Source organism: Conchiformibius steedae (genome assembly GCF_014054725.1).
GTDB classification, from domain to species: domain Bacteria; phylum Pseudomonadota; class Gammaproteobacteria; order Burkholderiales; family Neisseriaceae; genus Conchiformibius; species Conchiformibius steedae.
Genome location: NZ_CP059563.1, coordinates 1,812,928 through 1,839,878, shown reverse-complemented (window position 1 = coordinate 1,839,878; position 26,951 = coordinate 1,812,928). Strand labels below are relative to the sequence as shown.

29 protein-coding genes are annotated in these 26,951 nt (G+C 49.7%); 23 read left to right on the top strand and 6 right to left on the bottom strand.

From position 1 onward, the window contains the following. Positions 1 to 136: 136 nt before the first annotated feature. The 10 genes from H3L98_RS09420 to H3L98_RS09375 all read left to right on the top strand — a co-directional run bounded on the left by H3L98_RS09420 (position 137) and on the right by H3L98_RS09375 (position 9,395). Positions 137 to 481 carry a hypothetical protein gene (locus H3L98_RS09420; protein WP_027021804.1) on the top strand — a complete coding sequence of 115 codons (345 nt, stop codon included), beginning with the start codon at positions 137 to 139 and terminating at the stop codon, positions 479 to 481. Between the two features lie 240 nt (positions 482 to 721). After that, complete coding sequence (locus H3L98_RS09415) at positions 722 to 2,140, top strand: sodium:proton antiporter (protein WP_027021803.1); 1,419 nt, start codon at positions 722 to 724, stop codon at positions 2,138 to 2,140. 151 nt (positions 2,141 to 2,291) lie between these two features. Beyond that, entirely contained in the window at positions 2,292 to 2,654 is a 363-nt protein-coding gene (locus H3L98_RS09410; protein ID WP_156932247.1) for a hypothetical protein, read from the top strand. A gap of 3 nt (positions 2,655 to 2,657) precedes the next feature. Beyond that, positions 2,658 to 3,356: a pseudouridine synthase gene (locus tag H3L98_RS09405; protein WP_027021801.1), complete on the top strand. Its 699-nt coding sequence runs from the start codon at positions 2,658 to 2,660 to the stop codon at positions 3,354 to 3,356. 111 nt (positions 3,357 to 3,467) lie between these two features. Next, the gene (locus H3L98_RS09400) at positions 3,468 to 4,508 is read left to right on the top strand and encodes a type IV pilus twitching motility protein PilT (protein ID WP_027021800.1); all 1,041 of its coding nucleotides are present in this window, start codon (positions 3,468 to 3,470) and stop codon (positions 4,506 to 4,508) included. 170 nt (positions 4,509 to 4,678) lie between these two features. Next, positions 4,679 to 5,848, top strand: coding sequence for a PilT/PilU family type 4a pilus ATPase (locus H3L98_RS09395; protein WP_420838896.1), 1,170 nt, complete (start codon positions 4,679 to 4,681; stop codon positions 5,846 to 5,848). 91 nt (positions 5,849 to 5,939) lie between these two features. Next, complete coding sequence (locus tag H3L98_RS09390) at positions 5,940 to 6,380, top strand: peroxiredoxin (RefSeq protein WP_027021798.1); 441 nt, start codon at positions 5,940 to 5,942, stop codon at positions 6,378 to 6,380. Beyond that, positions 6,377 to 7,516: a 5-(carboxyamino)imidazole ribonucleotide synthase gene (locus H3L98_RS09385; RefSeq protein ID WP_027021797.1), complete on the top strand. Its 1,140-nt coding sequence runs from the start codon at positions 6,377 to 6,379 to the stop codon at positions 7,514 to 7,516. The genes H3L98_RS09390 and H3L98_RS09385 overlap by 4 nt, the downstream gene beginning before the upstream one ends. Further along, positions 7,513 to 8,514 (top strand): lipopolysaccharide heptosyltransferase II, encoded by a 1,002-nt coding sequence (waaF, locus tag H3L98_RS09380; RefSeq protein WP_034333137.1) that lies wholly within the window; start codon positions 7,513 to 7,515, stop codon positions 8,512 to 8,514. Before H3L98_RS09385 ends, waaF begins: the two co-directional genes overlap by 4 nt. Next, positions 8,514 to 9,395, top strand: coding sequence for a prephenate dehydrogenase (locus H3L98_RS09375; protein ID WP_027021795.1), 882 nt, complete (start codon positions 8,514 to 8,516; stop codon positions 9,393 to 9,395). The genes waaF and H3L98_RS09375 overlap by 1 nt, the downstream gene beginning before the upstream one ends. A 64-nt stretch (positions 9,396 to 9,459) precedes the next feature. Here H3L98_RS09375 and H3L98_RS09370 read toward each other — a convergent pair whose 3' ends face one another. Continuing rightward, positions 9,460 to 10,926 (bottom strand): S41 family peptidase, encoded by a 1,467-nt coding sequence (locus H3L98_RS09370; RefSeq protein ID WP_027021794.1) that lies wholly within the window; start codon positions 10,924 to 10,926, stop codon positions 9,460 to 9,462. Positions 10,927 to 11,189: 263 nt separating this feature from the next. Here H3L98_RS09370 and H3L98_RS09365 point away from each other — a divergent pair, with 263 nt between their 5' ends. From H3L98_RS09365 to H3L98_RS09340, 6 genes are all read left to right on the top strand, one after another. Next, positions 11,190 to 11,633 (top strand): Rrf2 family transcriptional regulator, encoded by a 444-nt coding sequence (locus H3L98_RS09365; RefSeq protein WP_027021793.1) that lies wholly within the window; start codon positions 11,190 to 11,192, stop codon positions 11,631 to 11,633. A gap of 21 nt (positions 11,634 to 11,654) precedes the next feature. Then, entirely contained in the window at positions 11,655 to 12,869 is a 1,215-nt protein-coding gene (locus H3L98_RS09360) for an IscS subfamily cysteine desulfurase (protein ID WP_027021792.1), read from the top strand. A 307-nt stretch (positions 12,870 to 13,176) separates the two neighbouring features. After that, positions 13,177 to 13,815: a hypothetical protein gene (locus tag H3L98_RS09355; RefSeq protein ID WP_027021791.1), complete on the top strand. Its 639-nt coding sequence runs from the start codon at positions 13,177 to 13,179 to the stop codon at positions 13,813 to 13,815. 159 nt (positions 13,816 to 13,974) lie between these two features. After that, a complete protein-coding gene (gene iscU / locus H3L98_RS09350) occupies positions 13,975 to 14,364 on the top strand; it encodes a Fe-S cluster assembly scaffold IscU (RefSeq protein ID WP_027021790.1) in 390 nt (129 codons plus the stop codon). Positions 14,365 to 14,426: 62 nt separating this feature from the next. Continuing rightward, a complete protein-coding gene (iscA, locus tag H3L98_RS09345; RefSeq protein ID WP_027021789.1) occupies positions 14,427 to 14,747 on the top strand; it encodes an iron-sulfur cluster assembly protein IscA in 321 nt (106 codons plus the stop codon). 45 nt (positions 14,748 to 14,792) lie between these two features. Beyond that, entirely contained in the window at positions 14,793 to 15,500 is a 708-nt protein-coding gene (locus H3L98_RS09340) for a M23 family metallopeptidase (RefSeq protein ID WP_034333134.1), read from the top strand. Positions 15,501 to 15,647: 147 nt separating this feature from the next. On the opposite strand, the gene xerD is transcribed toward H3L98_RS09340, so the two are convergent. Next, a complete protein-coding gene (gene xerD, locus H3L98_RS09335) occupies positions 15,648 to 16,526 on the bottom strand; it encodes a site-specific tyrosine recombinase XerD (protein WP_027021787.1) in 879 nt (292 codons plus the stop codon). Between the two features lie 97 nt (positions 16,527 to 16,623). On the opposite strand from xerD, the gene pmbA reads away from it, so the two are divergent. From pmbA to H3L98_RS09310, 5 genes are all read left to right on the top strand, one after another. Continuing rightward, positions 16,624 to 17,955, top strand: coding sequence for a metalloprotease PmbA (gene pmbA / locus H3L98_RS09330; protein WP_027021786.1), 1,332 nt, complete (start codon positions 16,624 to 16,626; stop codon positions 17,953 to 17,955). A 104-nt stretch (positions 17,956 to 18,059) separates the two neighbouring features. Beyond that, the gene (dapF, locus tag H3L98_RS09325; protein WP_027021785.1) at positions 18,060 to 18,911 is read left to right on the top strand and encodes a diaminopimelate epimerase; all 852 of its coding nucleotides are present in this window, start codon (positions 18,060 to 18,062) and stop codon (positions 18,909 to 18,911) included. After that, the gene (locus H3L98_RS09320; protein ID WP_051532023.1) at positions 18,911 to 19,513 is read left to right on the top strand and encodes a hypothetical protein; all 603 of its coding nucleotides are present in this window, start codon (positions 18,911 to 18,913) and stop codon (positions 19,511 to 19,513) included. The genes dapF and H3L98_RS09320 overlap by 1 nt, the downstream gene beginning before the upstream one ends. 9 nt (positions 19,514 to 19,522) lie before the next feature. Continuing rightward, the gene (locus tag H3L98_RS09315) at positions 19,523 to 20,002 is read left to right on the top strand and encodes a hypothetical protein (protein WP_027021784.1); all 480 of its coding nucleotides are present in this window, start codon (positions 19,523 to 19,525) and stop codon (positions 20,000 to 20,002) included. A gap of 209 nt (positions 20,003 to 20,211) precedes the next feature. Further along, positions 20,212 to 20,697 carry a hypothetical protein gene (locus H3L98_RS09310; RefSeq protein WP_156932245.1) on the top strand — a complete coding sequence of 162 codons (486 nt, stop codon included), beginning with the start codon at positions 20,212 to 20,214 and terminating at the stop codon, positions 20,695 to 20,697. Between the two features lie 301 nt (positions 20,698 to 20,998). Here the strand turns inward: H3L98_RS09310 and kdsA are convergent, their stop codons facing one another. Further along, positions 20,999 to 21,844, bottom strand: a complete 846-nt coding sequence (kdsA, locus tag H3L98_RS09305; protein WP_027021782.1) for a 3-deoxy-8-phosphooctulonate synthase — start codon at positions 21,842 to 21,844, stop codon at positions 20,999 to 21,001. A 115-nt stretch (positions 21,845 to 21,959) separates the two neighbouring features. Between kdsA and surE the strand changes: the two genes are divergently transcribed. Together surE and H3L98_RS11020 are read left to right on the top strand one after the other, a co-directional pair. Continuing rightward, positions 21,960 to 22,715 carry a 5'/3'-nucleotidase SurE gene (surE, locus tag H3L98_RS09300; protein WP_027021781.1) on the top strand — a complete coding sequence of 252 codons (756 nt, stop codon included), beginning with the start codon at positions 21,960 to 21,962 and terminating at the stop codon, positions 22,713 to 22,715. Next, on the top strand, positions 22,712 to 22,837 hold the full coding sequence (locus tag H3L98_RS11020; RefSeq protein ID WP_276512630.1) for a hypothetical protein: 126 nt from the start codon (positions 22,712 to 22,714) through the stop codon (positions 22,835 to 22,837). The genes surE and H3L98_RS11020 overlap by 4 nt, the downstream gene beginning before the upstream one ends. 60 nt (positions 22,838 to 22,897) lie before the next feature. On the opposite strand, the gene H3L98_RS09295 is transcribed toward H3L98_RS11020, so the two are convergent. From H3L98_RS09295 to mutS, 3 genes are all read right to left on the bottom strand, one after another. Beyond that, the gene (locus H3L98_RS09295; protein WP_156932243.1) at positions 22,898 to 23,626 is read right to left on the bottom strand and encodes an imm11 family protein; all 729 of its coding nucleotides are present in this window, start codon (positions 23,624 to 23,626) and stop codon (positions 22,898 to 22,900) included. A gap of 97 nt (positions 23,627 to 23,723) precedes the next feature. After that, on the bottom strand, positions 23,724 to 24,254 hold the full coding sequence (locus tag H3L98_RS09290) for an SMI1/KNR4 family protein (protein ID WP_051532022.1): 531 nt from the start codon (positions 24,252 to 24,254) through the stop codon (positions 23,724 to 23,726). 132 nt (positions 24,255 to 24,386) lie between these two features. Then, complete coding sequence (gene mutS, locus H3L98_RS09285) at positions 24,387 to 26,951, bottom strand: DNA mismatch repair protein MutS (protein ID WP_027021779.1); 2,565 nt, start codon at positions 26,949 to 26,951, stop codon at positions 24,387 to 24,389.

Sequence of the window (26,951 nt, the reverse complement as noted above, 5' to 3'; positions counted from 1 at the left end):
CAGTAAGAAATTTTTATTTAAGTAGATAGGGGTGAAGTTGAACCTAAATCAACTTAATTTAATAATTATGAGTATTATGGTAATTTAAATTAAAGTTTTTTGAAAGTTAATATTTATTTTATTTAAGGAGTTGTTAATGCTTAATAATAAGAAGAAAAGGAAAAAGAAAAAAATGAAAAGAGGCAAGCAATCTATTCTTTTTCTAACAAAGTTTCGCCAAAAACTATTTGGGTGTCATGGTTCAAGTATAGGTGATGAGTTGCCGCCAAAAGGGTCGGCGCAATTTATTGGTCGTATAGAAGAGTTGCCGCCAAAAGGGTCGGCGCAATTTATTGGTCGTATAGAAGAGTTGCCGCCAAAGGAGTCGGCGCAATTTATTGGTCGTATAGATGAGTTGTTAGCTAATCAATGTAACTTTTCTGATGGTGAGAAGTGTCTTATTTCATCACAAGTTTATAAAAATAAATATGGGACTGAGTGATTCATCATAATATAAAATTGCCGCGCTCTGATGTTTTCAGAGCGCGGTTTTGTTTGTGAATAAAGAAATTTTATTGAAAAACTGAAAATATTAAATTAAACAGAATAATATCAGGGCAAAACCGCCGAAACCGCCATAAAAAACGCAATTTTGCTGGTAAAACGCGACATCATTGCTTACAATCAAAAAGAACCTTTCGGGTACGCCCGAGCTTTTCCAACCTTTCCAAAGGAGACACCGATGCACTTGAAAGCCGCCTTGTTTTCCCTGCTTTTGCTGCCCGCGCCCGCCATGGCGGCGGATATGGACGGTTCGCAATTGAGCTTGTTGTGGGGCATTCCCTTTGCCCTGATTTTATTGTCTATTGCCACTGGTCCGCTGTTTTTTTCCCATACTTGGCACCATCATTTCGGTAAAATTACCGCTGTATGGACATTGTTGTTTTTAATACCGTTTACCATTGTATTCGGTATTTCCAAGAGTATTCATGTGGTGGCGCATGCTTTGGTGGCGGAATACATTCCGTTTATTTTGCTGCTGTGGGCGCTTTATACCATTTCGGGCGGGATTTTGGTGTGGGGCAACCTGCACGGCAGTCCCAAACTCAATACCTCGATTTTGGCAATCGGTACGGTGTTGGCATCGGTTATGGGGACAACTGGCGCAGCGATGCTGCTGATTCGTCCGCTGTTGAAAGCCAACGACAACCGCAAACACAAAGTGCATGTGGTGGTGTTTTTTATCTTTTTGGTGGCGAATATCGGCGGTGGTTTAACCCCGCTGGGCGACCCGCCGTTGTTCTTGGGCTTTTTAAAAGGCGTGGACTTTATGTGGACGGTGGTGCACATGAGCGTGCCTGTGTTAATCAGCAGCGTGGTTTTACTGACTGCTTTTTATTTTCTGGACCGCCACTATTTTTCGCAAGAAGACGAAATCGAGAAAAAAGACCCCACTGCCGACAGCAAATTGCAATTGTTCGGCAAATGGAACTTTTTGTTGCTGGGTGGTGTGATTGGCGCGGTGCTGCTGTCCGGTTTGTGGAAACCCAATCACCCCGGTATTGACGTATTGGGTACGCCCTATCTGCTGCCTAATTTGGTGCGCGATGTGATTTTGATTGTGTTGGCAGTTGTGTCGCTGAAAATCACGCCCAAGCAAGTGCGTGCGGGTAACGAATTCAACTGGGACCCGATTGCCGAAGTGGGCAAGCTGTTTTTGGGGATTTTCATTACCATTGCCCCCGTGTTGGCGATTTTGCAGGCAGGTTCAAAAGGTGCGTTTGCCCCTTTGATTGCCATGGTGCATAACAGCGCGGGCGAGCCGATTAACACCATGTATTTTTGGATGACGGGCATTTTGTCGGCGTTTTTGGATAATGCCCCGACTTATCTGGTGTTCTTTAATATGGCGGGCGGCGACGCCCTTACCCTGATGCGCGGCGAGTTGTTCCATACTTTGCTGGCGATTTCTATGGGTTCGGTGTTTATGGGTGCGCTCAGTTATATCGGTAATGCGCCGAATTTTATGGTAAAAGCGATTGCGGAACAGCGTAAAGTGCCGATGCCCAGCTTTTTTGGTTATATGCTGTGGTCGTTTGGTATTTTGGTGCCGCTGTTTGTGGTGCATACGTTTATTTTCTTTGTATTTGAGTGGTTTTAAACGCTTGGGCGGGGCGCGGGTCGCCCCGTTTTATAGTTGATTAAAATTGCAACGATACGGCGTTGCCAACGCCCTGATGTACTACTGTACACGGCGGGCGTTTTCGCCTTGTCTTGTTTTTATTTTTATCAACTATATATTTGGAAACAATATGATGAAAAAATTATTTGTGGGTATGGTATTGGCGGGATTATCGGCAACTGCTGCGGCTGCGCCTTCTGCTTGCGGAAAATTGGTGAATGACGGCATGACTTTGAGTGCCTATACCGCACAATGCGCCGCGTATGGCGACGAAGCCCGTTACCGCCGTTTTGTGAAAGCGACTGCTGCCAATTTCAATCAAATCAACACGCAAAATTGTCGTGATACCGAAGTGAAAAGTAAAGACGGCTTGCCGCATCCTGCGGCGCGTATTTTGGGCAAAGCAGGCAGCGAACGCACACCCGAAGTATTGGCGTTTTGCGTGGAGCACCGCCGTCAGGCAGAGCAGTTATTGCGCGATTATGGTGCGTAAAACGTGAAACTATTGAAATTTTTACAGGCACAGGGCATAGGCAGCCGCAAAATCTGTCAAAAGCTAGTTAAAAGCGGGAGGGTGCGCATCAATGGCGAAGTGTGGAGCGACACCGAACAAGACACGGGCGAAGTCTGCAGCTTACATATTGATGACGAAGATGTGTGGCTGATGCCCCTGCCGTATTATTATTTGGTGCTGAACAAGCCTGCGGGTTATGAAGTGTCGCAACGTCCGCGCGATTATCCCAGTGTGTTTGCGCTGCTGCCCGAGCGTTTGCGCGATACAGGCGTGCAAGCAGTGGGGCGGTTGGATGCGGACACCACAGGTGTTTTGCTGTTTACCAATGACGGTACGTTTAACCACCGCATGACTTCGCCCAAACATCAGGTTGCCAAATATTATGCGGTTACGCTGAAACACGATGCCGATGACGGTTTGTGTGCGCGTTTGCAAGCGGGGGTGCTGCTGCACGATGATGATGAAACCGTTGCCGCCGACCACGCCGAGCTGCTCAATCCGCGCCAACTGCGCCTGTGCATCAGCCAAGGCAAGTATCATCAGGTGAAACGCATGGTGGCAGCCGCGGGCAACCGTGTGGAAAAACTGCACCGCGAACGCTTCCATATTTGGGATACGCAGGGTTTGGCAGCGGGCGAATGGTGTTTTGTTACGCCCGCTACATCGGCTTTGTGCGGATAATGCCACCATTTGCAGTTATTTTTTGGTTAAGAGCTTACCAAAGAACTCAAATTTCTTTACAATAGCAATTAATTTTAACCCCATTCATCAGCACAAGCCTGACACACCATTATGCAAATTACCGACCTGCTTGCATTCGGCGTGAAAAACAAAGCGTCCGACTTACACCTTTCCGCCGGGCTGCCGCCCATGATTCGCGTTCACGGCGATATCCGCCGCATCAACCTGCCAGAGATGTCTTCCGAAGATGTCGGCAATATGATTAGCTCGGTGATGAACGACCAGCAGCGCAAAAGCTATCAGCAAAATCTGGAAACCGACTTCTCGTTTGAGCTGCCCAGCGTGGCGCGTTTCCGTGTGAATGCGTTTAACACCAACCGCGGACCTGCTGCCGTGTTCCGTACCATTCCCAGCAAAGTGCTGACTTTGGAAGAACTGAAAGCACCGCGCGTGTTCCAAAAAATTGCCGATACCCCGCGCGGGTTGGTGTTGGTTACTGGACCCACGGGTTCGGGTAAATCCACCACCTTGGCGGCGATGATTGACTATGTAAACCAAAACCATCCCGGTCATATCTTAACCATTGAAGACCCGATTGAATTTGTGCATCAAAGTAAAAAATCACTTGTCAATCAGCGCGAATTGCACGAACATACGCACAGTTTTGCCAATGCCTTGAAATCCGCCCTGCGTGAAGACCCCGATATTATTTTGGTGGGCGAGATGCGCGACCCCGAAACCATCGGTTTGGCACTGACTGCCGCCGAAACGGGTCACTTGGTGTTCGGCACCCTGCACACCACTTCTGCCGCCAAAACCGTTGACCGTATTATTGACGTGTTCCCCGCAGGCGAAAAGGAAATGGTGCGTTCCATGCTTTCCGAATCACTGCGTGCGGTGATTGCACAAACGCTGATGAAAACCAAAGACGGCAACGGACGTGTGGCGGCGCATGAAATTCTGATTTCTACCGCAGCGGTGCGTAACCTGATTCGCGAAAACAAAATTGCCCAGCTTGGCTCGGTACTGCAAACCGGTCAAAACTTCGGTATGCAAACCCTTGACCAATGTTTGCAGGATTTGGTACGCCGTGGCGTGGTGTCTTTGGAAGCAGCTCGTGCCAAAGCCGCCAACCCCGATATGATTTCCTAATTTGTCTTTTTTAAGAATTGATTATGACTCAGCAAAACCAACAACCGCAAGATTTGACCGCACTGCTTTCCGGCTTGGTAAGCGACTACAAGTCCAACCACCCCGAAATGGCGGCCAAAGAGCGGGCGCAGGCGCGATTGGCGGCCAGCGAAGCGGTATCGCGGCGCGAAATGCCCACTGTGGCGGCGGGCGACCCCGCTTTGGCCTTGCGTACGCCCGCCCTGCATCCTTTGCTGGAAAAAATGGCAGTGGAATGCGAAAAACGGCTGGCATCGGATATCTTTATCAGCGCAGGCTTTCCGCCCTCGTTTAAAATCAATGGCGAACTGACCCCCGTGCCTTTAAAAGTGCTGACTGCCATTGATACGCAGGCATTGGTGTATTCCACCATGACCCCCGAACAGCGCATCAAATTTGATAAAGAGCTGGAATTGAACTACTCGGTTCAGTCGGCAGACGGCACGCGTTTCCGTGTCAATGCCTATCACGAACAAGGGCGGGTAGGCATGGTGTGGCGGCGCATTACCACCAAAATCCTAACGGTGGACGAATTAAAATTACCGCAAGGTTTGAAAGACTTGGCGATGCAGCCGCGCGGATTGTTGGTGCTGGCGGGCGCGACCGGTTCGGGTAAATCTACCTCAATGGCGGCGATGCTGGACTGGCGTAACAAACACGCCGCAGGTCATATTGTGACCATTGAAGACCCTGTAGAATACCTGCACAAACCGATTAAAAGCATCTTTACCCAGCGCGAATTGGGTGCAGACACCAACAGCTGGTCCATGGCGGTACAATCGGCGATGCGTCAAGCGCCCGATGTGGTGTGCGTGGGCGAGGTGCGTAACGAACACACCATGGAATACGCCTTGCAACTGGCGCAAACCGGTCACTTGTGTATTTTTACCATTCACGCCAACAACGCCGTGCAAGCCATTGAACGGATTTTGAACTTTTATCCCGAAGAGCGACATCAGCAGGTATTGATGGATTTGGCATTGAATACCGTGGGCATTATCGGACAGCGTTTGGCGCGTTTGAAAGAAGGCGGACGTACCGCAATTGTGGACTTGCTGATTAACACCCCCGCCATGCAAGACCATATTTTCAAAGGCGAACTGATGGAATGTATCGCCTTGATGGCGCGTTCGGAAACAGACGGTATGCAAACTTTTGACCAAGATTTGTTCCGCTTGTACACCGAAGATTTGATTACTTATGATGAAGCCCTGCGCCAAGCCGAATCGGTAAACGATTTGCGCCTAAAAATCAAATTGTGGGAAGAAGGTCAGGCAAGTACGCATATCTTTGACCGTGTGAACGATTTGGATTTGATTTAAATCCGATTGCTGTCAGGCTCAGCCGCAAAACCGTTATTTCGTTTTGCGGCTGAAGTTTTTATTCTTATATCAATATTTTGGAATCCAGACCATGAATTACCGTTTTACGCTGCCGTCTTCTTCGGGCGAGGTGTTTGACAGTGCCGACCATCTGCCGCTGGTGGTGTATTTTTATCCGAAAGACCATACCGCAGGTTGTACCACTGAAGGGATTGAATTTAATCAATTATTGCCTGAATTTGCTGAATTGGGTTATACCGTGGTAGGCATTTCCCGCGACAGCGTGAAAACCCATCAGAATTTCTGCCAAAAACAAGGTTTTGCTTTTGAATTATTAAGCGATGCCGATGAAACCGTATGCCGTTTGTTTGATGTGATTAAACTGAAAAAGCTTTACGGTAAAGAATCTTATGGTATTGAACGTAGTACCTTTGTTTTGGATACGCAGGGACAAATTGCGCACGAATGGCGCAAAGTGAAAGCGGCAGGACATGCCGAAACCGTATTGCAAACCCTGAAAGGCGCAGCATGAAACCGATTCTTCCCCCCGAGATGCTGGGGATTTTGGGTGGCGGACAATTGGGTAGTATGTTTACCGTGGCTGCAAAAACAATGGGTTATCAAGTAACGGTGTTAGACCCTGATGCCAATGCGCCCGCTGCGCGTTTCGCTGACTGCCATTTGTGTGCGGCGTTTGATGATGCTGATGCTTTGGCGGAATTGGCAAACTGCGCTGCCGTTACCACCGAATTTGAAAATGTGGATGCGGCGGCGATGCGTGAATTGGCGCGGCATACGCGGGTTTCGCCCAGCGGTGACTGCGTGGCGGTAGCGCAAAACCGCATTATTGAAAAAGGACGGGTACGCGCAGCAGGATTGCAAACAGTTGAATATCAAGTAGTTATGTCGGAAATGGACATTAATGAAAGCTGCGCTGCGCTGTTGCCTGCGATTTTAAAAACCGCCACTTTGGGTTATGACGGCAAAGGGCAGGTGCGCGTGAAGACTTTGGATGAAGCCCGCGCGGCGTTTGTCTCTTTGGGTGGTGTGCCGTGTGTGCTGGAAAAAATGGCGGATTTGCGCGGCGAAATTTCTGTGGTGGTGTGCCGTTTGGACGCGGAGCATACCGCTGCTTACGATGCGGCGGAAAACCATCATGAAAACGGTATTTTGGCTTATTCCGTTGTGCCTGCGCGTTTGCCTGCTGCGGTGCAGGACGAGGCACGAAAGATAGCTTTGCAATTGGCGCAGGCTTTGGATTATGTGGGTGTGCTGGCGGTGGAAATGTTTGTAGTGGGCGATGATAAGCAGTTGTTGGTTAATGAAATTGCGCCGCGTCCGCACAATAGCGGACACCATACCATTGATGCTTGCGCCGCCAGCCAGTTTCAACAGCAGGTGCGTTTGATGTGCGGTTTGCCGCCTGCCGATACGCGCCTGTTGTCGCCTTGCTGCATGGCGAATATTTTGGGCGATGTCTGGGGCGCAGACGGGGCGCAACCTGCTTGGGAAGCGGTTTTAAATCATGGTTCTGCACATTTGCATCAATACGGTAAAACACAGGCGCGGGCAGGGCGCAAAATGGGGCATTTTACCGTGTTGGCGGAAAATGCCGATGCCGCGTATGCAGCGGCGCAGCAGTTGCATGGGCAATTAGCTGTAAAATGAAGATTTTAATTATTGCGCCGTCGTGGATTGGCGATTGCATTATGACGCAACCTTTGCTGCGCCGCTTACACGCACGCCACGGCACAGGCTGTGTGATTGATGTGTTTGCGCCTGCGTGGTCGCAAGCGGTGTTTGCGCGTATGCCCGAAGTCAATGAAATTTTGCCTAATCCGTTTGCCCACGGCGCATTGCGTTTGCGTGAACGCTGGCGTGTGGGGCGCGAACTGGGAAAGCGCGGTTATGAACAGGTGATTGTGTTACCGGGGTCGCTGAAATCAGGTTTGATTGCGGCGGCAACGGGCATTAAGCAGCGCACGGGCTATGTGGGCGAGCAGCGTTATTTTTTATTAAACGATATTAGAAAGTTAGATAAAGCGGCTTTGCCTTTGATGGTGGAACGTTACACCGCTTTGGCAGACCCTGCTGGCAGTCCCGTTGCCAAATCTGCGCCGCCGCGTTTGCAGATTGCGGCGGATACGCAGGCGGCGGCGTTGGCAAAGTTTGCTTTAAACAGGGAAAAACCCGTGTTGGCATTGTGTGCGGGCGCGGAATACGGCGCGGCAAAACGTTGGCCGCCGCGCCATTTTGCCGAAACGGCACGCCATTTTGCCGCGCAGGGCTGGCAGATTTGGCTGTTCGGTTCGGCAAAAGATGCGCCTGTATCGCAACAAATCAATGAGTTATCGGGAAATATCTGCACCGATTTATGCGGCAAAACCGACTTGGCGGAAGCGGTGGACTTGCTTGCCTGCGCCGATACCGCCGTTTGTAACGACAGCGGTTTGATGCACTTGGCGGCGGCGGTGGGTTGCCGTGTGGTGGCGGTGTACGGTTCCAGCAGCCCCGAACACACGCCGCCTTTAAGCCCCAATGCGGTGATTGCCACCCTAAACCTGCCGTGTAGTCCGTGCTTTAAGCGCGAATGTCCGCTCGGGCATACCGATTGTTTGGAAAAACTGTTGCCTGAACAAGTGATTACTTTGGCGGAACGTTTATAATGGGCGCAGCAGAACGTTTAAACAAGCTGGTGCTGATTGGCGTGGGACTGATTGGCGGTTCGTTTGCCTTGGATTTGAAACGCTTGGGGCGGGTGGCGCAGGTGGCGGGGGTGGACGTGGACGGCGATAATCTGCAACGTGCTTTGGAACGCGGCGTAATCGACCAAGCCCATCACGCCATTGATGCTGCCGCTTTGAACGGTGCGGATATGGTGCTGATTGCCACGCCTGTGGCGGCGTTGCCTGCCGTGTGTCATGCCTTGCAGCCCCTGTTGCCGCCTGATGCGCTGGTGAGCGATGTTGGCAGTACCAAACGTTCCGCATTGGCAGCATTTCAAAACCATTTGCCACAACATTTTTCCCGATGCGTGGCGGCGCACCCAATCGCGGGTTCTGACCGCAGCGGCGCATTGGCGGCACAATTTGGTTTGTATCGCGGCAAAAAACTGATTGTCTGCCCGCATTCTGCACAACACCGCAGCAGCCTTGATACCGTATGTGCCTTGTGGCAGGCAGTGGGCGCGGAAATTTACCAAATGAATGCAGACGAACACGATGCTGTGTTCGCCGCCGTGTCGCATCTGCCGCATTTGCTGGCGTTTGCCTATGTTCATCAATTGCTTGACCATCCGCAGGGCGAGCATTATCTGCAATTTGCGGGTAGTGGTTTCCGCGACTTTACCCGCATCGCCGCCAGCCACCCGCAAATGTGGGCAGACATCGCCTTGGAGAACCGCGCTGCCCTGCTGGAGCTGCTAAACGGGCAGCAACAACAACTGGCGCAATTGCAACACTGTCTGCACACAAGCGACCGCGCCGCGCTGCTGCGTTATTTTGCCGAAGCACAAACCGTGCGCGAAAATTGGCAAAATCATCATTAAAATTCAATGAAAAAACGCAGCTGCTTATCTGTTTAAGCAACTGCGTTATCAAGCTTAATGCACTTTAATCGTCGTCATTATCGCTTTTTTTCTTTTTCGGAGCAGGCTTTTTCGCTGCCAATCCCAAAGATTTTTGCCATTGTGCGGGCTGTTTCAGCAATTCAAGGGCTTTACGCAATTGGTCGTCTTTTTCGGGATTGGGTTTGCGGCGGGAAGACAAATCCTCATCGTCTTTTTTGTCTTTGTCTTTTTTCTCTTCCGCTTTGGCGTGGTTGTCGTCCACCAAACCGCCTTTTACTTCATCATTACCCAAAGGATTGCCGATGTGTCCTTTCAAATCGGCTTCGCGGCTTTCAAAAGTACGGTTTTTGTCTGCCACTTCCACATCAGGCACAATGCCCGTGGCTTGAATAGAACGGTCGTTGGGGGTGTAATACAGCGCCGTGGTAATTTTAACCGCGCCGCCGTTGGACAAGGGAATCACCGATTGCACCGAGCCTTTACCAAAGCTGCGTGTGCCGACAATCACGGCGCGTTTGTGGTCTTGCAATGCACCTGCCACGATTTCCGATGCCGAAGCCGAACCCGAATTAATCAGCACGGTAACGGGCATTTTTTTGATTTCAGGCGGCAAATCCGCCAAGGGGTCTGCGCCCGCGCTTAAAATATAATCTTCAGGTTGGGCTTTGAGCAGCATGGAAGGCTTGTTGTCGCGCCCCTTGGTGCTGACCACCACATCATCGGATTTTAAAAATACCGCCGATACGCCCACTGCGCCGTTGAGCAAGCCACCGGGGTCGTCACGCAAATCCAGCACCATGCCTTTTAAGGGTGCGCCGTTTTCGCGGGTCAGCGCACTAACGGCTTCCGCCACAGCAGGCACGGTGCGTTCTTGGAACTGGCTGACGCGGATATAGCCGTAACCGTTTTCCAGCAGATGATGGCGCACGCTTTTTACTTTGATGATGGCGCGGGTGAGGTTAATTACAATCGGTTTGGTGCTGTCTTTGCGTGAGAGGGTAAGGGTGATTTTGGTCCCCGGTTTGCCGCGCATTTTCTTCACGGCTTCGGTGGTGGTCATGCCGCGGGTGGATTCACTGTTGATTTTGACAATCAAATCGCCGCTTTTGATGCCTGCGCGTTCGGCGGGGGTGTCTTCAATAGGGGCGATGATTTTGATAAAGCTGTCTTCCGAACCGATTTCCATGCCCAAGCCGCCAAATTCGCCGCTGGTGCTTTCCTGCAATTCCGCATAGCCTTTTTTATTCATGTATTCGGAATGCGGGTCCAAACCTGCCACCATGCCTTTCATGGCGTTTTCCAGCAGTTTTTCATCGGTTTCGGTATTAACGTAGTTGGCCTTGATTTGACCGTACACTTCTGCCATGGTGCGCAGCGATTGAATCGGCAGGTTGCGTTCGCTTTTGGGTTCGGCGGCGAAACTCTGTACGCCAATGCTTAAGGCGATGCCGCTGATGGCACCCATGGTGTAGATGGCAATTTTTTTCAAAGTATTGGGTTTTTGTGGCATGGTTTTCTCTTTGTTTGCGTGTCGCAAAAGGCATAAGGGTAGGCGATTTTGCCTAAATAGGGAAGGGGCAAAGCTGCAAAATTGCGAAAAAACACAGCAGCAGCGTGTGTTGCGGCGGCGGCGGTCAGGGTGTGTGTCGGCATTTGTCCACACACGTTGGGAACACAGCGGGCAATAGTGCCAATAGTCTGTCTGCATTATACTTGACCAAATTAGTAGGATATTGCACAATCTGCGCCGATTCAGCCAACCCGTCCGCCATTATGCGACTGACCACCAAAGGGCGTTTTGCCGTTACTGCCATGATTGATTTGGCAATGCACGCACAAGAACGCGCCGTGAAACTCAATGCCATTAGCCAACGTCGGCAGATTTCGCTGTCGTACTTGGAACAGCTGTTTGCCAAGCTGCGCCGTGCAGGTTTGGTAGAAAGCGTGCGCGGACCGGGTGGCGGCTATGTATTGGCACGACCGCCCGAACAAATCAATATTGCCGAGATTATTTTTGCTGCCGAAGACCGTTTGGACGCCACCTTATGCAGCGGCAAATCCAACTGCGAACGCGGACAAGCCTGTTTAACCCATCAGCTGTGGGAAAACCTGAACCGCACCATTAACGATTATTTAAGCGGGATTACTCTGGCAGGTTTATTGGACGAACAGCAGCAAAACCGCGAACACACCATTTCCATTACCCATATACATTAAATTTTTGAGAGAAACACAACCATGACCGTTAAAACCCCCATTTACCTTGACTACGCCGCCACTACCCCCGTTGACCCGCGCGTTGCCGAAAAAATGATTCCCTACTTAACCGAATTGTTCGGCAACCCCGCATCCAACAGCCACAGCTTCGGTTGGACGGCAGAAGAAGCCGTAGAAAACGCCCGCGCCGAAATCGCCAAACTGATTAACGCCGATGCCAAAGAAATCGTGTTTACCAGCGGTGCAACCGAATCCAACAACCTTGCCATCAAAGGCGCAGCGCAGTTTTACAAAACCAAAGGCAAACACCTGATTACCGTCAAAACCGAACACAAAGCCGTATTGGACACCATGCGTGAATTGGAACGCCAAGGCTTTGAAGTGACCTATTTGGGCGTAAAAGAAAACGGTTTGCTGGACTTGGACGAGCTGAAAGCCGCCATCCGCCCCGATACCATTTTGGTTTCCGTAATGTGGGTAAATAACGAAATCGGCGTGATTCAAGACATTCCCGCCATTGGCGAAATCTGCCGCGAACGCAAAATTATTTTCCATGTGGACGCGGTTCAGGCAGCAGGCAAAACCCCGATTGACGTAGAAGCCGCCAAAGTGGATTTATTGTCTGTTTCCTCACATAAAATTTACGGTCCGAAAGGCATTGGTGCGCTGTATGTGCGCCGCAAACCGCGTGTGCGCTTGGAAGCGCAAATGCACGGTGGCGGACACGAGCGCGGTTTCCGCAGCGGCACTTTGCCCACCCATCAAATTGTCGGCATGGGCGAAGCCTTCCGTTTGGCGCGTTTGGAATTGGAACAAGACCGCGCCCACGCCTTCAAATTACGCGAAATCTTCTTAAAAGGCATTGAAGGCATTGAAGAAGTGTACATCAACGGCGACTTGGACAGCCGCGTACCCACCAATTTGAACGTCAGCTTTAACTATGTGGAAGGCGAAAGCCTGATTATGGCGGTGAAAGAACTGGCGGTTTCCAGCGGTTCGGCGTGTACTTCCGCCAGCTTGGAGCCCAGCTATGTGCTGCGTGCCTTGGGTCGCAACGACGAATTGGCGCACAGCTCGCTGCGGATTACCTTTGGTCGCATGACTACTGAAGAAGAAGTTGCCTACGCTGCTGAACTGATTAAATCCAAAATTGACAAACTGCGCGAATTGTCGCCGTTGTGGGAAATGTTTAAAGACGGTGTGGATTTAAGCAAAGTGGAGTGGGTGGAACACTAAATTTTTTCAGGCTGCCTGAAAAATGTGTAGGTTGGGTTGAAGCGCAAGCGTAAACCCAACTGGATTGTTGGAAATCAGGTTGGGTTTCCACTTTGTTCCAACCCAACCTACCAGTGCTAAATTTTTTCAGGTTGCCTGAAAAATGTGTAGGTTGGGTTGAAGCGTAAGCGTAAACCCAACTGGATTGTTGGGAATTAAGTTGGATTTTCACTTGATTCAACCCAACCTACTAGTGTTATCTAAAATATATTTTTTGCTTTTAGGTAGCTTATTGTAAATACTTAAATTATTTAGAAATGAGTATTCTATGTTTATTAAAAAATTATTTAAATCTCTATCCAAATCTCATTTGGATGCAGTAAATAACGATGAGCAGTCTATTGTAGTTCAGACAAACATAAAAGAAATGACTGATGAAGAAATAAAGTTTGAGAAATTTAAGGAAGAAGTTCATAGGAACTTAAAAAAATTGGATAAATCTACTTTAAAAAAAGGTACTGTTTTATATAGAGGTACGGATAAATCCTCCTTGGTACATAAAAATGATAGGGAGCATGAGTATTGGTATAGTTTATATGAGAATACTGCTCAAGGGTATCCAATGAGTACTAATAAGGGTACAAGAAATTTATATCAATTAGAATTAATAGAAGACTTGGAGCTTTGTAATTTTACAAACTTGCTTGATGACTCTGATGTAGATTATAAAGAATTTAAGGGTGTGGCAACAGATGTCATGATTTTACATTCCCATTTTTTCCCCATGGATTCGAAGCCTAAGAAAATGAATAATGATTATGTAGCTGCCATAAAGAACTATAATGAAATTAATGGTAATAGATTCATTCATGGATTCTATAGAGATCATCTTGGAAAAGGAAAAAATGAAATCTTTATCCTAAACCCAAGCGAACTTTTACACAAAGTAGTTAAGATTATTAAGTAATCAAACTCTAGTAGGTTGGATTGAAAACCCAACAAAATCCATATTTTGAATATATTGTGTTTAACAACCCAACCTACCATAATTGTACAAACACGCCATCTTTTCAGGCAGCCTGAAACCTTTTTTATAACCTAATTTTAAAACACAAGGAAACACATTATGGCTTACAGCGATAAAGTTATCGACCACTACGAAAACCCCCGCAATGTCGGTTCGTTTAACAAAGACGACAGCGATGTCGGCACAGGCATGGTGGGCGCACCTGCCTGCGGCGACGTAATGAAGCTGCAAATCAAGGTAAACGAACAAGGCGTGATTGAAGACGCCAAGTTTAAAACCTACGGTTGCGGTTCGGCGATTGCCTCTTCCAGCCTGATTACCGAAATGGTAAAAGGCAAAAGCTTGGACGAAGCCTTGGCAATTAAAAACGCCGATATTGCCGAAGAATTGGAACTGCCACCCGTAAAAGTTCACTGCTCGATTTTGGCAGAAGATGCGGTAAAAGCGGCGATTGCCGATTACCGTCAGAAACAACAGGCTGCGGCTTAATCCCCAACCTTTCGGGCTGTCTGCAACAGGCAGCCCGAATCATCATAAAAGGCAGATTGAAGATGATTACTCTCACCGAAAAAGCCGCCGAACATGTCCGCAATTTTCTTGCCAAACGCGGCAAAGGCGAAGGCATCCGCTTGGGTGTGAAAACCAGCGGTTGTTCGGGCATGGCGTATCAGTTGGAATTTGTGGACGAGATTCAGCCCGAAGACCAAGTGTTTGAACATTATGGCGTAAAAGTATTTGTTGACCCGAAAAGTCTGGTGTATTTGGACGGCACGCGCTTGGATTACACCAAAGAAGGTTTGCAGGAAGGCTTTAAGTTTGACAACCCGAATGTGAAAGACGAATGCGGTTGCGGCGAAAGTTTCCATGTGTAGCGGGCTGTGGGTATAATCGCGCTTTTTGATTTGGCGGTTTTGTTTATGCCTGTATCTTCTGTGATTCGTGCCGCTGCGTGTGTGGCGGCTTTATTGTGTGTGGCGGCGTGTGGTGCGCCTTCTAGCAAAACCCAAGTGTGCCGCGATGTAAAAGCGGGACAGTATTGTGTGCAAAGCGGCGATTCCTTGAGCCGTATTGCCCAGCGTTTTCAAACCGATGTGGCGCGTTTAAAAGCTGCCAACGGTTTGCGTAGTGATGTGATTCGTCCAGGCGATGTGCTGAATTTGCCGAAAGCGGCGCGTGTGCCATCTTCCACGAATTTTGTGCCTGCCGTACCGCCGCGCCGACAAACGGTAACGGCTACGCCTGCCACGCCTGTTGCCGCTACAGGATTGCGTTTGCAATGGCCTTTGCGCGGCAGTATTGTAGTGCCTTACGGTGCGAATAATAAGGGGATTGATATTGCTGCGCCGCGCGGGGCGTTGGTGTATGCGGCGGCAGACGGGACGGTAATGTATTCGGGTGAGACGGTGGCGGGCTATGGCAAATTGTTGTTAATTCGCCATAACGACAGCACAGTAACTGCTTATGCCAATAACGACAGCTTACTGGTGCATGAGGGCGCAACGGTGAAAGCGGGGCAGATTGTGGCATCGGTGGGCGACAGCGAACGCAAAGACGGGCGCACGGCATTGCACTTTGAAGTGCGGGTAAACGGTAAGCATGTGAATCCGAATTTGTATTTGCGTTGAATAGATGGTTAATTGGCGTAAGTAGCTTGGGTTGAGGTGTAGTATCAACCCAACTAAAATGTTGGGTTACGGCTTTGCCTAGCCCAACTTATAGGATGGATAAACCGCTTGATGCTTACATACGCTAAAACAAAAATATGCACCAATCTACGCTGCGCTGCGCGGGTGGTGCGCTGCGACAATCTGCTTCAGGCGTTCGTCTGCCACATGGGTGTAAATTTGGGTGGTGGCGATGTCGGCATGACCCAGCAGCATTTGCACGGTACGCAAATCTGCGCCGTATTTAACCAAATGGGTGGCAAAAGCATGGCGCAAACCGTGTGGCGATAATTGGCGGATGCCTGCGTGTTCGGCGTAATGTTTGACAATCATCCATGCTAACTGACGGCTGATGCCGTCTTTTTTTTGTCCGACAAACAAGGCATCGCAGCGTTTGCCGTTTAAAATTTGCGCCCGTGCTTCGTGCAGGTAACGCCCCAGCCAGTGCGCGGCTTCTTCGCCCAATGGCACAATGCGCTGTTTGTCGCCTTTGCCGATGGTATTGACCAAGCCTTTGTGCAGGTTGATTTCGTTGATATTCAGTTTAACGGCTTCGCTGACGCGCAAACCTGTGGCGTATAGGGTTTCCAATAGGGCTTTGTCGCGCAAGCCTAGAGGGGTTTCGGTGTCGGGTGCGTCCAGCAGGGCATCAATTTGGGCTTCGGTGATGATGGCGGGCAGGTGGCGGGCGGTTTTGACGGCTTTAAGGTGTTTGGTGGGGTTGTCGGGGCGGCTGCCGTTTTCTTCTAACCAGCCGTACAGCCGTTTGCAGGCGGAAAGGGCGCGGTTTTGCGAACGGGGTTTTTCGTCAGGGCAATACACGGCGGCGGCGAGTTGGGTTTCATCGGCGCGGATAAAATCGCTGCCTTGCGCTACCAGCCGTGCCAACACTTTGTCCAAATCGCGGCGGTAGGCTTCCAAAGTATTGTGCGACAACCTTTGTTGTAGCCATAAATGTTCTAATAGGTTTTCTATTAAATCGTTCATTTTTAATGTGTTTAAAGTTTAAATAATTGCTGGTAAAACTTGTTGCGGCAGCGGCAAACGGGTTAGAATGCGCCGTTTATATCATCAGGTTAAAACGATGGATTTCCAACACAGCCCCGAACAATTGCTTCAGGCGGCGGCGCAGGCTTTGGATTGGGCGAAACGCGGCGGCGCAACGGCTGCCGAAGCGGAATTAAGCGAATCGCTGGGACAAAGCGTGCAGGTGCGTTTGCAGCAAACCGAACAAATTGAGCACCGCGAAGACAAATCGCTGGATATTACCGTGTATGTGGGGCAGCGCAAGGGCAGTGCCAGTACCGCCGATTTGTCGCCCGAAGCTTTGCAAAGCACGGTACGCGCTGCTTTGGATATTGCCCGTTATACCGCCGAAGACGATTGCGCGGGTTTGGCAGATGCCGAGCAAATGGCGCAGGTGTTTGGCGATTTGGACCAAGACCACCCGTGGCAGTTAAGCACCGAAGCGGCATTGGAACAGGCGCAACGCTGTGAAGCGGCGGCATTGGCGCAAGATGAACGGGTCAGCAATTCGGAAGGCGCGGCGGTGCATACGGGGCGTTTTCAATATGTGTATGGCAACAGCCACGGCTTTTTGCAACACCGTTGCGGTACGCGCCACAGTATTTCGTGCAGCGTGGTTGCCGCGCAAAACGGGCAGATGGAACGCGATTACTGGTACGACACCGCTTGTGATGCAGCCGCCTTGGAACAGGTGGAACACATCGGGCGCACCGCTGCCGAACGTGCTTTATCGCGCTTGGGTGCACGTTCTGTGCCGACAGGCAGCTATCCCGTGTTGTTTGACCGCACCGTATCGGGCAGCTTAATCGGGCATGTGGTGGGCGCGTTAAGCGGTGGCGCATTGTACCGCCGCAACAGCTTTTTGTGCGACAGTCTCGGCAAACGCATTTTGCCCGAATGGTTGCAGTTGCGCGAAGAACCGCATTTGCCGCGTGTGATTGGCAGCACCTATTTTGATGCCGAAGGCGTTGCCACGCAAGCACGCACCGTGATAGACGGTGGTGTGGTACAAGGTTATTTTTTAGGCAGCTACAGCGCCCGCAAGCTGGGTATGAAAAGCACGGGCAACGCAGGCGGCGCACACAATCTGCACCTAAATGCCACTTGCGCCGACCAAGCCGCTTTATTGCAGCAGATGGGCAGCGGTTTGCTGATTACCGAACTGATGGGGCAGGGCGTAAATCTGCTGACAGGCGATTATTCGCGCGGTGCAGCGGGTTTTTGGGTGGAAAACGGCGAGATTGCCTATCCCGTGAGCGGCATTACCATTGCAGGACGTTTGCCCGATATGCTGCTTAACATCGCTGCCACCGCCGATGACGCATTGCGGCGCACGTCTGGCAAAATCGGCTCGGTGCTGGTGTCGGAAATGACCGTAGCGGGCGCGTAGTCTGCCACATCACGCACCAGCGCAGTGCGTTTGCAAACCCCTTCTTTACGGTTACAATACCGTCCGTTTAATTTTTATTGAAAAGTGTTTCGCGGGAAAATGCCATGACGACAACAGTAACATTCGCCAAAATGCACGGCTTGGGTAACGATTTTATGATGGTGGACGGCGTAAGCCAAGCATTTGATGCCGCCACCGCACCGATTGCCCGCTGGGCCGACCGCTGCACAGGCATCGGTTTTGACCAACTGCTGCTGGTAGAACGCCCCCACAGCGGCGAAGCCGATTTCCGCTACCGTATTTTCAACGCCGACGGCGGCGAAGTGGAACAATGCGGCAACGGAGCGCGTTGTTTTGTTAAATTTGTGGTGGAACAAGGTTTAACCGACAAACGCGAAATCACCGTAGAAACTGCCAAAGGCATCATCAAACCACGCCTGAACGAAGACGGTTCCGTAACCGTAAACATGGGCGAACCCACTTTCGTTCCCGAGCAAATTCCCTTTGTGTTACGCGCAGGCGAAAGTGCCGAAGCCGTCAGCCATATTATTGTGAATGGCTTGGACAGCGCCGAAATGAGCATGGTGGGCATGGGCAATCCCCACGCCGTGATGCTGGTGGGCGATGCCGAAACCGCACCCGTTGCAGCATGGGGCGAAGCCCTGCAACGCCATCCCCGTTTTCCGCAGCGGGTAAATGTCGGTTTTATGCAAGTGGTGGACAAACAAAATATTATTTTGCGCGTTTACGAGCGTGGCGCGGGCGAAACCCAAGCCTGCGGCACAGGCGCGTGCGCCGCAGTGGTGGCAGGTGTGCGTTTGGGTTTGCTGGAAGCGGGTGCAGACGTGCGCGTACAACTGCGCGGCGGCGACTTAACCATTTCTTGGCGCGAAGGCGAACCCGTGCTGATGAGCGGTCCAGCCGTGCGCGTATTTGACGGCGAAGTTCACTATTGATGGGCGCATGGCTGACGCTGCTGGCAAGTGCTGCGGTGCTGGCATCGGCGTGGCACAGCCGCGCTTGGGGCTTTATTGCAGGTGTGTTGGCGGCGTGTGTGGGCTTGTCGGGCGCAGCGGCGTGGCTGTTTGGCGGAATCGGATTGCAATGGCTGTGGCAACAACCGTTTTTATGGCTGCATGTGTGCGTATTTGCCGGTGCGCTGGGTTTGCTGATAGGCAATTTGGAAAACGAAGACCAAGGCTTATGGCGAATCCGCCGCAGCAACGGTTTTTTAAGCCTGCTGGCGTGCTCATCGCTGCTGCAACACTTGGGCTGCGTGTTGTTGGCAATATTGATTTATCTGCAATATCCCGCAGGTGGTGCACCCGTGCTGATGGTGCGTTTGGCGCAGTTTTACTGGTTTGACCCGCAAACGTGGTGGCTGATGCAAGTGTGGCTGATGGGCTTGTTTGCCTTGCACCGCTGCCTAGTGTGCCGACAAAGCGCCAATGTGTTTGGCGTGTGGCAGTTGCAAGCAGGATTTTTATTGGCGTTGCTGTGGCAGTTTGTGCATATCAGTGGTTTGGGTGTGTGGCTGATGTGGCGTTGGTTTTCATAAGGGCAACAGATGACAGATACAGATAAACATTTTTCCCAAAATATCATCAGTGCCTTACCTGCGTTTCGTGTGGCAGGTGTGGGCGCATGGTGTCATGCCGATGCTTATGCCGACACGGTGGCACAGTTGCAGGCGCGTTGGCAGCAGGAAGCGTGGGCGCAAGATTTGCCTGCGTTCAGCCGCAGCCTGTATTGCGCCCGCCGTGTGGCAGCAGACGGACGTTTGCAGCTGGTGTGGGGCAGTTTGTGTACGCCCGATGCAACCTTACCCGATGAAGCAGCGGAAATCTGGCTGCCGCCGCAGCAATATCAAGTATTTGAATGCAATGAAATATTGCCCCTAGCAGAAATATGGCAGCAAATCCAACACCATGCACCAAACGGCGAACCATACGGCGGTTTTGAAAATTATTCCCCGCAAGGCGGCGTGCGCCTGTATATCGGCATGGGCGGAACAGTGGAAATGGACGAAGAAATCATAGATGAATAAACCCATTCAGGTGCGCGTGGTGGCGCACCTTTTTTGTATAGTTGATTAAAATCGCAACGATACCGCGTTGCCAACGCCCTGATGTACTGTTCGTACACGGCGGGCGTTGTCGCCTTGTCTCGTTTTTATTTTTATCAACTATATTTGCGCTTTCATGCCAAGCTAGGCAAATTGTGCAATAACCCGTATAAATTTATAGAGAGCGTGCTATGTCCAATCAGGTTTATGTTTGTCAATTTTCATTCGGTAGTGTGCAACAATATGATATGGAAGCCAGTGTTAAAGGCAGTGGTTTGATGTACCCAGAAATTCGGGGTATTTTGGGAATAGGACTGGAAACAGAAACACCTGAAGTTCAAGAAAAGAAGAGAAAGTATTTTCCTTTTGCTTTAGAATTAGAAAAAACAAACCATTTTGCTATACAAAGTAAGATTATTCCTAATGCGCTATGGGTGGGCATTTATCAAAATGAAGCAATCAAATTGCCTACTCATGAAGATTATATATTCAGTATCTGGAGTGGAGGAAGAATATTCAATCCGTCTTGTGCAGCTATCTTAAAACAGCACCGACTAGGCGAAAACATCCTGACACCTGTGCAAATTTATGATTTATCAACAGGTTGTTTGGCAAGTGATGAAACGTATTACTTTCTCAATCTGTATGAAAGACGAATGTGCGTTTGCGAAACCTAAGCCACACCCAGATTAAAACCCATACCTGACATCACACATGGTTTTCGTATTGCCAGCAGTGTTTTCTATGATGGGGAACTGAATATTGATAAACATACTTTAAATTGTGATGTGGATTTATGGTCTGACCCCAGACTGATTGGATATTTTTTTATGTCAGAAAATTTATACCAGTCTTTATCTAAAGTAGGAATGATTGATAAATTTAGTGCATATACTTGCAATCTGATTGAATGATTGCTTGGGTTAGGCATTGCCGTAACCCAAGTTTGCTAAATAATGGTTTGGTTTTGCTAAAAAATTATTGAATATTCAAGGGTTCAAAGGCTTTAACGGTGTCGTCCACCGCTTTTACGCGCTGTAAAAAGGCTTCCAGCAAATGCAGCGGTAGGGCGCTGGCACCATCGCATTTGGCGTGGTCGGGGTTGGGGTGGCTTTCTAAAAACAAACCTGCCAAGCCTGTTGCCATGCCTGCCAGTGCCAAATCCAATACCTGTGTGCGCCGTCCGCCTGATGCGGCAGAACCTGCTTCGCGCTGTTGTAGGGCGTGGGTGGCATCAAAAATAATCGGTGCATCGGCGCAAGTGCGTTTCATCACGCCAAAACCAAGCATGTCCACCACCAAATTGTCGTAACCGAACTGGCTGCCGCGTTCGCACAAAATCACTTGGCTATTGCCTGATTCTTTAAATTTTTCCACAATATTTGCCATTTGCTGCGGGCTGAGAAACTGCGGTTTTTTAACGTTTATCACGCGCCCTGTGGCTGCCATGGCTTGCACCAAATCGGTTTGTCGTGCCAAAAATGCGGGCAGTTGCAATACGTCTGCCACTTCGGCAGCGGGGGTGCATTGGTAGGGTTCGTGGACATCGGTAATCACGGGAACATGAAATTCGCGTTTAACGGCAGACAAGATGTCTAATCCTGCTTCCAAACCCACGCCGCGATAGGAATGTACGGACGAGCGGTTGGCTTTGTCAAACGAGGCTTTGAAAACATAGGGAATGCCCAGTTTGGCGGTAACGCGTACATAGTGTTCGGCGGCGTATAGGGTAGAATCCAAATCTTCTAATACGTTGATGCCGCCAAATAAAACAAAGGGCAGGCGGTTGGCGAGGGTGATGTTTTGAATGTGCAGGGTGTGCATGGTGGTACTCGGAAAAAAGCGCGGCGCAAAGCGGCGTTTGCCGTACAATACGCGGGGTTGAAAAACAATGATTTTACCGCTGATAAGGGCGGTTTTAAACCAAAAAGGAAACTTGATGAATATTTTGATTTCTAATGATGACGGCTATCGCGCTCAAGGCATCGGCATTTTGGCGCGGGTGGCAGGCGAATTTGCCAATGTGCGCGTGGTCGCGCCCGAACGCAACCGCAGCGGCGCGAGTAATTCGCTTACGCTGGACCGCCCTTTGCGTATCCGCCATGCCGAAAACGGTTTTTACTATGTAAACGGCACGCCAACCGATTGTATTCACATGGGATTGCATATCCTGCCGAAAGAGTGTCACCCCGATTTGGTGCTGTCGGGCATCAACCACGGCGCGAATATGGGCGACGACACGCTTTATTCAGGCACGGTGGCAGCGGCAACGGAAGCATTTTTAATGGGAATTCCTGCGGTGGCGTTTTCGCTGGACAGCCACGATTTTCCCGCTTATGCCGAAACAGCGGAGCGGGCAGTGTGGATGTTGCTCAAGCATTTGCTCAAACAGCCGCCTACTGCGCCCGTGTTGTGGAACGTGAATATTCCCGCTGTTGCGCCCGAAGATTTACAAGGGATTAAAATTACCCGTTTGGGTCGCCGCCACCATATTCAAAACGTGATTCCCAGCAGCGACCCGCACGGCGAAGCGATTTATTGGATTGGTCCGGCGGGCGCGGTGTCCGACAATGAAGCAGGTACGGATTTTGCCGCCACCGAAGCGGGTTTTATCAGTATTACCCCTTTGCAGGTGGATTTAACCGCTTATCCGCAAGCCGATGAATTACAAAAATTTTGGCAGGCATTATTATGAAATATTTACTTTGGGTAACAGCATTGGCGTTGGTGTTGGCGGGCTGTGCGCGTCCGTATGCGGCGGTGAATGCCTCTAATCACGGGGTATCGGGCAGCGTGGGGCAAACTTTCCGTTGGTAGTACCGATTAGCCGATAACCATTTAAGCAAGTGGCTTAAAGCAAGCTGCTTGCTTAAAATTTTATTGATTAAGCAACTGACATTCCCACAAATCCATCAAATGGGTCAATCCTGCTTGTTGTAAAGACTTCATCAGTCTATCTGAAATATATAATTCACCTGATAAAGATGGCTCTGCCCATAAATCAACAGGACACGATAAGGCTTTATCCGAATATGTATAGTTAGCATGAACTGCTTCTGTATGTGCAGCTTGATAAATATCAATCCCATCTTTTGCATAAACAAAATAGGGCTTGGGATTCATTAAATCAGGTAAAAAATACTGATGTTTTTCCACAATATTGAGTAAATAATAGCTTGTGTCATTAACATATTCATGATGAACCAAATCAAAAAAACGTATGGGAATCACTTGGGTTTTGCCTAAATCATGACTTTTTAAAATATTGGCAAAGCGTTCACTCATAATCATATAGCCCCCGCCAATTTGAAAAAAATCAGGTAGAACAGTATTTCTATCATAGTCAAAAGTAACATACATGGTGGCAGGTAATAAACTCTTATCAATAGGGTAAAAAGAGCGATACCGTTGTTGTTGCTTGCTGCCTTTTTGAACATAAGCCCACATTTCATCATCTTGTTCTGGGGTTCTATCTTCTGATTTAATTTGATTTAAAGCAAACCAATAGGCAAAATCGTTTTCTTCATTAAAGCCTAAATCAAAAAAATAGAAAAGACTGTCCAGTTGTTTAGCCAAATTCATATACCAAACTTTTTGATTACTCATTTTTCGCTCAAAATAAAAGTGGAACAATAAATAGTTGGGTTTACGCTGTGCTTTAATCCAAGCTATATAAGCTAATAGTTATTGACAAGAAATAAAATTAAAGTAATTGTCCATACATAGGATAATTGGGATTTTGTACGATTGTTCTATATAAGGATTCTCTGTGTGAAATTAAAAAATCAAATAAAGTGCCAAATTCCCTTACTGTTTCCTGATTGGTATCCCATTCATACACAATATCATTGTTTTCTGCTGCAAACATAAAATAAGAAATCATATGTTCGTTCATTCCAGCTATATTAATCATTTTTTTCTCAACAATATTGCCAACGATGTTAATGAAATATTGACAGTCTTGGTCATTATATAAAGCTATTCTTGCTTGTTCCCCAAAAGAATATTCTGTACCTGTGCTATATACATATATATCACTACCCGAAACCAATCCGCCTGAACATTTTCCCATTGTCATCAATAATTCTTTAAATTGACCATGAATGGGGAAATTGTATTTTTGTTCAATTTGTTTGATTTCGTCTTCTGTATAACCCCGTATCAGTTCAGGCTTATCGATAAAACCATCATAAGGGCTTTTGATGGATAGTAGGATTTTTACCAAGTTGCTCATTAATCACTCTTTAGGGATTGTATTTGTTGAGTTGTGTTTGATATGACTTAAGAATCATTTATTTAATTTTTACAATTTTGGATTGTAATATTTATACCATTCTTACCATCGCAAGTCGTTTGGACGGGTCGTTTAATTATCCTGATGCAGCAGTTGGCGCAAACGGTACAGTTCGTCTAATGCTTGGCGCGGCGACAGAGTGTCGGGGTCAAGATTGGCTAATGCGCTTAACAGCGGATGGGTGGGCGTGTCGTTTGGGGTTTCGGCGGGGGTGTCGGGGGGTTCGGCAAACAAATCGCTTTGGGCGGCGGTGGGGCGCGAGGCTTCTAAATCCTGCAAATATTGTTTGGCTTGTTTTAAGGCGCGTGCGGGCAAACCTGCGCGTTTGGCAACGGCTATGCCGTAACTTTTGGCGGCAGGTCCTGCTTCTACTTGATGCAGAAAAACAATATCGTCGGCGCGTTCGATGGCGGAAAGGTGCATATTGACGGCGGCGGGAAAACGGGCGGGCAGGTCGGTCAGCTCAAAATAATGGGTGGAAAACAGGCACAGGCTTTGGTTGTGGCGAATCAGGTGTTCGGCAGCGGCACGGGCAATCGCCAAGCCGTCAAATGTGGATGTGCCGCGCCCGACTTCGTCCATCAGCACCAGCGATTGTGCGCTGGCGTGGTGGAGAATACAGGCGGTTTCGGACATTTCTACCATAAAAGTGGAACGGTTGCCCGCCAAGTCGTCTGATGCGCCGATGCGGGTGAAAATGCGGTCAATATTGCCAATCAGGGCGTGGTCGGCAGGCACAAAGCTGCCTGTGTGCGCCATCAGCACAATGTGCGCGGCTTGTCGCATATAGGTGGATTTTCCGCCCATATTGGGACCTGTGAGCAGCATCAATCGGTGTTTTCCGCCCAAATGCAGATGATTGGGGGTAAAGCAGTCAATTTGGCGTTCTACTACGGGGTGTCGTCCGTTGCTAATATCCAAAACGGGGTAATCGGCAAATTCGGGGGCGCAGTAGCTGTATTGTTGGGCTTGTGCGGCAAATGCGCTTAATACGTCCAAGCTGGCGGCGGCTTTGGCGCATTGCTGCAATGCGGGCAAATGGCTTTGCAATTGTGCCAGCAATTCGGTGTAAAGCTGTTTTTCCAATGCCAAGGCGTTGTCTTGGGCGGATAAAAACTGTTCTTCAAACTGCTTCAGCTCGGGGGTGATGTAACGCTCGGTGTTTTTGAGGGTTTGACGGCGCTGGTAATCGGCGGGTGCGGCGGCGGATTGGGCTTTAGACAGTTCAATATAAAAACCGTGAACGCGGTTGTATTCTACTTTCAGCGTGGATAAGGCGGTGCGCTCGCGTTCGCGCTGTTCCAATTCGCTTAAAAACGCGCTGCTGTTGTGCTGCAATCCGCGCAAATGGTCTAATTCGGGATGAAAACCGTGGTTTATCACGCCGCCGTCTTTCAGCCATACCGCAGGTTCGGGCAAGATGGCGCGTGCCAGCAGTTCTGCAACGGGCAGGGCGGCGGGCAGGGCGGCTGTCAAGGTTGCCAACAAGGCAGGTTGTTCGGGCAAACGGATTTGCGCCAAGGCAAACAGGCTGTCACGCAGTGCCGACAAATCACGCGGTCGCGCCGATGCCAAGGCAATCCGCGCCGCAATGCGTTCAATATCCGCCACGCCCGCCAATACCCGATGCACGGCGTGATGATGTTCAAACAAAGCTGCCATGGCTGCCTGTCGTGCCAAAATATGTTCGCGGCGGCGCAAAGGGTGATGTAGCCATTGCGCTAACAAACGGCTACCCATGTGGCTGGCGCAACGGTCCAGCACCGACAGCAAAGTGGGGGCTTTTTTGCCGTCTAACGTGGCGGCGATTTCCAAATTGCGGCGCGTGGCGGCATCCATGGCGATGTATTCCGCTTCGCTTTCCAAGGTTAAACCGTCCAAATGGCGTGGTAACTGCGTTTGGGTTAAACGCACATAATTAAGCAATGCACCCGCTGCCGAAACCGCAGCGGGGTGGGTTTCCGCCGTCAGCCCGAAAGCGCGTAAATCTTGGCAGGCAAAATAATCCGTTAGCAGCGCAAATGCTGCGTCTGTGCCAAACTGCCAGTCGTTCAAACGGGTGATTTGCGCTGCGCCAGCAAGGGCTTTGACCTTATCGGTATCGCTTTCTGCCACCAAAATTTCCGCTGCCGCCAAACGCGCCAATTCGTCTGCCAAACTGTCGGGGGCAATGATTTTGGTTTTAAATTCGCCGTTTTGCAGCGACAGCCACGCCAGCGCGGTTTGCTTTTTACCGAAACACACGGCGGCGGTGCGGTTGGTTTCTTTGTCGTCCAACAAAGCGGCATCGGTCAGCGTACCGGGGGTAACGATACGCACCACTTTGCGCTCTACCGGACCTTTGCCCGCGCCCGCTTCGCCGATTTGTTCGCAAATCGCCGCGCTTTTGCCCAGCTTAACCAGTTTTGCCAAATAAGGCTCTAAAGCGTGAAACGGCACGCCCGCCATCTGCACGGGTTTGCCGTCTGCCTGACCCCGCGCCGTCAGCGTAATATCCAGCAGTTTGGCTGCTTCCACCGCATCGTCAAAAAACAATTCGTAAAAATCGCCCATGCGGTAAAACAGTAATTTGTCCTGATGTTCGGCTTTAATATCCAGATATTGGCGCATCATCGGCGACAGGGGTTTGTTGCTCAT

Bases quoted from the DNA above. Each gene is read 5' to 3' on its own strand.
- H3L98_RS09420 (WP_027021804.1), top strand. From the start codon at position 137: ATGCTTAATAATAAGAAGAAAAGGAAAAAGAAAAAAATGAAAAGAGGC.
- H3L98_RS09415 (WP_027021803.1), top strand. From the start codon at position 722: ATGCACTTGAAAGCCGCCTTGTTTTCCCTGCTTTTGCTGCCCGCGCCC.
- H3L98_RS09410 (WP_156932247.1), top strand. From the start codon at position 2,292: ATGATGAAAAAATTATTTGTGGGTATGGTATTGGCGGGATTATCGGCA.
- H3L98_RS09400 (WP_027021800.1), top strand. From the start codon at position 3,468: ATGCAAATTACCGACCTGCTTGCATTCGGCGTGAAAAACAAAGCGTCC.
- H3L98_RS09395 (WP_420838896.1), top strand. From the start codon at position 4,679: ATGCCCACTGTGGCGGCGGGCGACCCCGCTTTGGCCTTGCGTACGCCC.
- H3L98_RS09390 (WP_027021798.1), top strand. From the start codon at position 5,940: ATGAATTACCGTTTTACGCTGCCGTCTTCTTCGGGCGAGGTGTTTGAC.
- H3L98_RS09385 (WP_027021797.1), top strand. From the start codon at position 6,377: ATGAAACCGATTCTTCCCCCCGAGATGCTGGGGATTTTGGGTGGCGGA.
- waaF (WP_034333137.1), top strand. From the start codon at position 7,513: ATGAAGATTTTAATTATTGCGCCGTCGTGGATTGGCGATTGCATTATG.
- H3L98_RS09375 (WP_027021795.1), top strand. From the start codon at position 8,514: ATGGGCGCAGCAGAACGTTTAAACAAGCTGGTGCTGATTGGCGTGGGA.
- H3L98_RS09370 (WP_027021794.1), bottom strand. From the start codon at position 10,926: ATGCCACAAAAACCCAATACTTTGAAAAAAATTGCCATCTACACCATG.
- H3L98_RS09365 (WP_027021793.1), top strand. From the start codon at position 11,190: ATGCGACTGACCACCAAAGGGCGTTTTGCCGTTACTGCCATGATTGAT.
- H3L98_RS09360 (WP_027021792.1), top strand. From the start codon at position 11,655: ATGACCGTTAAAACCCCCATTTACCTTGACTACGCCGCCACTACCCCC.
- H3L98_RS09355 (WP_027021791.1), top strand. From the start codon at position 13,177: ATGTTTATTAAAAAATTATTTAAATCTCTATCCAAATCTCATTTGGAT.
- iscU (WP_027021790.1), top strand. From the start codon at position 13,975: ATGGCTTACAGCGATAAAGTTATCGACCACTACGAAAACCCCCGCAAT.
- iscA (WP_027021789.1), top strand. From the start codon at position 14,427: ATGATTACTCTCACCGAAAAAGCCGCCGAACATGTCCGCAATTTTCTT.
- H3L98_RS09340 (WP_034333134.1), top strand. From the start codon at position 14,793: ATGCCTGTATCTTCTGTGATTCGTGCCGCTGCGTGTGTGGCGGCTTTA.
- xerD (WP_027021787.1), bottom strand. From the start codon at position 16,526: ATGAACGATTTAATAGAAAACCTATTAGAACATTTATGGCTACAACAA.
- pmbA (WP_027021786.1), top strand. From the start codon at position 16,624: ATGGATTTCCAACACAGCCCCGAACAATTGCTTCAGGCGGCGGCGCAG.
- dapF (WP_027021785.1), top strand. From the start codon at position 18,060: ATGACGACAACAGTAACATTCGCCAAAATGCACGGCTTGGGTAACGAT.
- H3L98_RS09320 (WP_051532023.1), top strand. From the start codon at position 18,911: ATGGGCGCATGGCTGACGCTGCTGGCAAGTGCTGCGGTGCTGGCATCG.
- H3L98_RS09315 (WP_027021784.1), top strand. From the start codon at position 19,523: ATGACAGATACAGATAAACATTTTTCCCAAAATATCATCAGTGCCTTA.
- H3L98_RS09310 (WP_156932245.1), top strand. From the start codon at position 20,212: ATGTCCAATCAGGTTTATGTTTGTCAATTTTCATTCGGTAGTGTGCAA.
- kdsA (WP_027021782.1), bottom strand. From the start codon at position 21,844: ATGCACACCCTGCACATTCAAAACATCACCCTCGCCAACCGCCTGCCC.
- surE (WP_027021781.1), top strand. From the start codon at position 21,960: ATGAATATTTTGATTTCTAATGATGACGGCTATCGCGCTCAAGGCATC.
- H3L98_RS11020 (WP_276512630.1), top strand. From the start codon at position 22,712: ATGAAATATTTACTTTGGGTAACAGCATTGGCGTTGGTGTTGGCGGGC.
- H3L98_RS09295 (WP_156932243.1), bottom strand. From the start codon at position 23,626: ATGAGTAATCAAAAAGTTTGGTATATGAATTTGGCTAAACAACTGGAC.
- H3L98_RS09290 (WP_051532022.1), bottom strand. From the start codon at position 24,254: ATGAGCAACTTGGTAAAAATCCTACTATCCATCAAAAGCCCTTATGAT.
- mutS (WP_027021779.1), bottom strand. From the start codon at position 26,951: ATGAGCAACAAACCCCTGTCGCCGATGATGCGCCAATATCTGGATATT.